This window comes from Infirmifilum sp., from assembly GCF_049970975.1.
In the GTDB taxonomy this organism is placed as follows: domain Archaea; phylum Thermoproteota; class Thermoprotei; order Thermofilales; family Thermofilaceae; genus Thermofilum; species Thermofilum uzonense.
Map to the genome: position 1 here is coordinate 1 of NZ_JBMFLX010000116.1, position 4,024 is coordinate 4,024.

At 54.0% G+C, this 4,024-nt stretch carries 4 protein-coding genes; 1 reads left to right on the forward strand and 3 read right to left on the reverse strand.

Features of this window, described 5'->3' with window-relative positions; translation table 11 throughout:
• Positions 1-486: 486 nt before the first annotated feature.
• The 3 genes from ACP5KC_RS09210 to ACP5KC_RS09220 form a co-directional block, all read right to left on the reverse strand.
• Entirely contained in the window at positions 487-1,050 is a 564-nt protein-coding gene (locus tag ACP5KC_RS09210) for an A/G-specific adenine glycosylase (RefSeq protein ID WP_428287350.1), read from the reverse strand.
• Positions 1,051-1,334: 284 nt separating this feature from the next.
• Positions 1,335-2,789 (reverse strand): DNA cytosine methyltransferase, encoded by a 1,455-nt coding sequence (locus tag ACP5KC_RS09215; protein WP_428287351.1) that lies wholly within the window; start codon positions 2,787-2,789, stop codon positions 1,335-1,337.
• Positions 2,770-2,952 (reverse strand): AbrB/MazE/SpoVT family DNA-binding domain-containing protein, encoded by a 183-nt coding sequence (locus ACP5KC_RS09220; RefSeq protein ID WP_428287352.1) that lies wholly within the window; start codon positions 2,950-2,952, stop codon positions 2,770-2,772. Before ACP5KC_RS09220 ends, ACP5KC_RS09215 begins: the two co-directional genes overlap by 20 nt.
• 102 nt (positions 2,953-3,054) lie before the next feature.
• On the opposite strand from ACP5KC_RS09220, the gene ACP5KC_RS09225 reads away from it, so the two are divergent.
• Positions 3,055-3,819 carry a PmeII family type II restriction endonuclease gene (locus ACP5KC_RS09225; protein WP_428287353.1) on the forward strand — a complete coding sequence of 255 codons (765 nt, stop codon included), beginning with the start codon at positions 3,055-3,057 and terminating at the stop codon, positions 3,817-3,819.
• Positions 3,820-4,024 lie beyond the last annotated feature (205 nt).

The following is a 4,024-nucleotide window of genomic DNA, read 5'->3' on the forward strand; positions in this document are numbered from 1 at the left end:
AGAGTAAACTCCAATTAACATAACTAATATAACTGATAGTCTGGCCATGAGATCTGATGTTCTCTCGGAGAATATTCTATCTAGTTTAAGCACCCGTCCTGGTTAAGGCTATCTTCTTCTCATCGTCACCAGTAGATGCTCTGTTTGTGTCCTCCCTTTTGGTAGCCCTGTTGTTGGGTTTATCCTTGAGTTAAATAGTCTTCCAGGGCCTTTAGGAACCTGCATCTCTCTTTATATCTGTTCATATTGCTTGATATTGTTTTCTATTGCTCAGTGCCTATAGGCTCCACGGCTATTGTTTAAGGCTGACACCGTGGACTCTCTGAGCAGTTGTTGGGGTCAGCCTATGAGGCCCCATGTCTCCGGAGAAGATAGTTCTGCAGGCGGCGGGGGCAGACAGGGGGTGGCGAGGTGAGGAGGTAAAAGCCTAATGAGACCAGAGTCCCTTCAATGTAAGAACACTTTATCCTGGGCTCCCGGGCACCCCTATTTACAGCCTCCTTGGTAGTATACGCAGAAGTCCTTTAATGGGCAGACCCCGCACCTAGGCTGCCTGTAGTGGCACACTAGCGCCCCCAGATCTATAAGCCCGTAGTTGAAGTACTCGTGCTCCTCATCGGGCACCAGCTCCCACAGAACCCTGAGGTAGTCCTCATGCCTCCTAGATCTCATACCGGTTAGCCTTGTCAGGAGCCTCATCACATTCGAGTCCAGTACTGGGGCTCTCTTGCCGTAGCCGAAGCTGAGGACAGCACCAGCTATGTACACACCGATGCCCGGGAGGTCTACCAGGTCTTCCCATCTGTCGGGTACCCTACCCCCGTACCTCCTGATTATGATCTCGGCCAGTTGCTTGAGGTGCCTCGCGCGTTGCCTATAGAGACCCAGGTGTCTGAGCGCCTCCTCAACCTCCCCTATTGGAGCCCTGTGGATGGCGTAGAAGTCCGGAAACCTCTCTATGAACCTGGGGAACTCCCTAGCAACGGCCTGCCGGGTGGTTCTCTTTAGCAGGAGCTCCGCTATCAACACCTTGTACGGCGTTCTGTCCACTCTCCACGGATAGGGCACCCAGTTCCTCTTCTCCCACTCGATCACCCTCCTCCTGACTTCCCCGGCGACCCTGCCCCAGTCAATAGTAGTGCAGCCCACGGGCACTGATTGGTGGGTTAAGTCTTCACTTCTGTCCATCGGCTTTTGCCCCACTAGCCTCCCTCTGTGCTAGGAAGTACCTATATAAATATTGTCGTTAAACAGGGGATTGGTGCCTATGTGCCGCACCCGCAGTGCCCTTGAACCGTGGAGAGCGCCCCAGTAAGTGCGGGAGCCCCCGCTCTTCACGGGGGGTTAGTGAGTATCCTATCCCTTATAGCACCAGCGATCGCCCTGGCCAGGGGCACGGGGACAGCCTCGCCGAAGAGCCTGTACGCACTCTGGACAGACACTACTACCCTCCAGTCGTCGGGGAACCCCTGTAGCCTCAGGTACTCCCTGACACTTAGTGGCCTGTCCTCCCACGGGTGAATCATCATGGTGGCCTTCATGGTGGGCGACGTTACCAGCGTGGGTGAGGGCTCGAACCAGGTGAGCCTTCTGTAGAACCCCATCCTCCCCCCACTAGCGTGGTACGCAGCGTTCATGGCCTCGGACTTGAGCTCGTCAGGTATCTGCCTCCAGTTACCCCCAGGGGGGACATACCCGATGTACCTGGCGTACTTAGGCGGTAGGGGGGTGAACCCAGCGTGATCTCTTATACCTACCAGGGCCTCGGCGATCGTTAGCCACGGTCTCAGCACCCCGAAAAGAACTGCCGGCTCCTTCGAGTGTGTAGGCTCAGGGAATGCGGGTAGTCTCTTGAGGTCGGGTCTTACACCAATGATTATAACCCTCTCGCGGACTTGTGGTGTCCCATAGTCTGCGGCGTTGAGCACCTTCCACGCCACCCTATAGCCAGTCTTTCCGAGCTCTTCTAGCACCACCCGCCAGGCGGAGCCGGGCTCCTCATCCGGTGTGAGGGGTCTCTTACCGCGCTCCCTTATCGGGACATGCCTTACCCTGGCGCTGAGGATCCCGGGAACTTCCTCCATCACGAACACCTTCGGCCTCGCCTCCCTGACTACCCTTATGAAGTCCATGAGCGGTGCCGCGCGGGGGTCTTTCAGTGACTGCCTCTTACCCGCGGGGCTGAAGGGCTGACAGGGGGGGCCACCGGTGATGATGTCCACCTCACCGGGCCTGAGCCCCGCCTCCTTGAGTATGTCCGCCGTGGAGAACCCCTTGATGTCGCCCAGTAGGAAAGGTATCTTGGGCCTGTTCGCCCTGAGGTTCATATACGATTCCTCGGATATGTCCAGTGCCACCGCGACCCGGAACCCCGCCAGCTCGAACCCCAGGTCGAGGCCGTAGGCACCGGTGAACAGCGATATGACAGTCAGCTCCCCCTCGACCTTGTCCTCCTTGGCTCCCAGCTGCGGTATAACTGATAGGTACTTGTCTGTGGCCAGCTTACTGCGGTCGAGCTCAAGCCATCTCTTATAGGTAAGCCTGTAGTCGTCTACAACCCCTGCATAGCCCCTAGATCTGTACAGCGCTTCAGCATGCTCCAGGGCCTCGGCTAGGGCCGTGACGTAGTCCACGTTTTGTTCGAGTATTGTTATGTCCACTAGTGCTGAGAGGTATGCCCTAGCATCGCCCAGGCCGAACCCGGCTCTCCCGTCGAACCTCCCCATGAATGACCATGCACGTAGCTTTAGGCTGTCATAGTAAAGTAGCCTAGCTATCGCCTCCCCCACCCCGCACCAGATCCCCATGCTTTTTGACGAGTACTCTACCATCGTCGGTCAAGTACCACTCCAGCTCATCGCCTCCCCCCACACCTAGGACTCTCCTCACGGTGACCGGGATAGTGGTGTAGCCCCTACCCCAAACCCTAGACTTACCCAGCAGTCTTGCCATCTTACATGCACCCCTACATGTACTTTTACAAGTACTACCTAATAAACCTTATTACCCATAAGAGAATATCACTACACAGTAAATTAGTAACAGGTGCTACTAGTGCTGAGTAGAATAAGCCGAGAAGAAGTTGCACTAAGGCATATCCGCGAGTTCGTTAAGCGTGCTAAAGAACTCATTGAGGGTATAAGCTCTGAGGATCTCATAGAGGAAGGGGGCCTGAACCCCTACATGACCGCTGCCCTCGGCATAGGCACTATTGAAGAGGCGGTTGAGCTCTTTGTCTATAGGCGTGTAGAGAGGTCTTTAGGTACGAGCTTCGGTAACGTGATAGAGGCCTTCTTAAGAGATCTCCTCGGGGGTAAAAGCGGCAAGGACGCTGATCCTAGGTGTCTAGAGCGTGGAGGGAGGAGGCCGTCAATATGTTGGTGGGACATCATCATACCGGGAGAGCTTGAGAGGGATGGGAAGAAGTACAAGGGGGTAGTCCTCTCAGTAAAGTCCGGCCCTGCTGACCTCAATAAAGATATTGTAGAGAGGTTTATACAGCACGCAAAGGAGGCGGAGAAGGAAGGCTACAAGCCCTACCTAGTACTAACCTATGGCAAACGCGCATTTACCGTCGCAGAATCTACGCTAAGGGCGTGGGGTCTAGACCCGAGGAAATACCTCCTCGTAGGGAGGGATATATTTAGGGAGTTCTTAGGCGACCCAGGCTACTATGAACGTGCTATAGACCTCATGAGATCTGTCAGCGAGGAAATAGATATCTTTGGGCTCATAGAGAAGAAGATAAAAAAACTAACAGAAGAACTAAAGAAACGTTATGGAGATGACATAAACAAGCTACTAAAAGAGTTGTCCTAGGCGAAGTACCAGGATCCAGGCTTCATAGTATGATATTATGAAGCCTCAACCCCAACACACTTCCCCGTTTTTCGAGACGGTTTTTCGGCTACAAAGATGTTTGGCTACCTAAATTTTCCAAGCTCAGCTATTGCTATGAATAGCGGTATGAACTCTAGATACCTTTTCTATATGATCATTTTCTCTGGGGTATTTGCACCCCCGG

Coding starts and splice junctions, on each gene's coding strand:
- ACP5KC_RS09220 (WP_428287352.1), bottom strand. CDS start 2,952: ATGGCAAGACTGCTGGGTAAGTCTAGGGTTTGGGGTAGGGGCTACACC.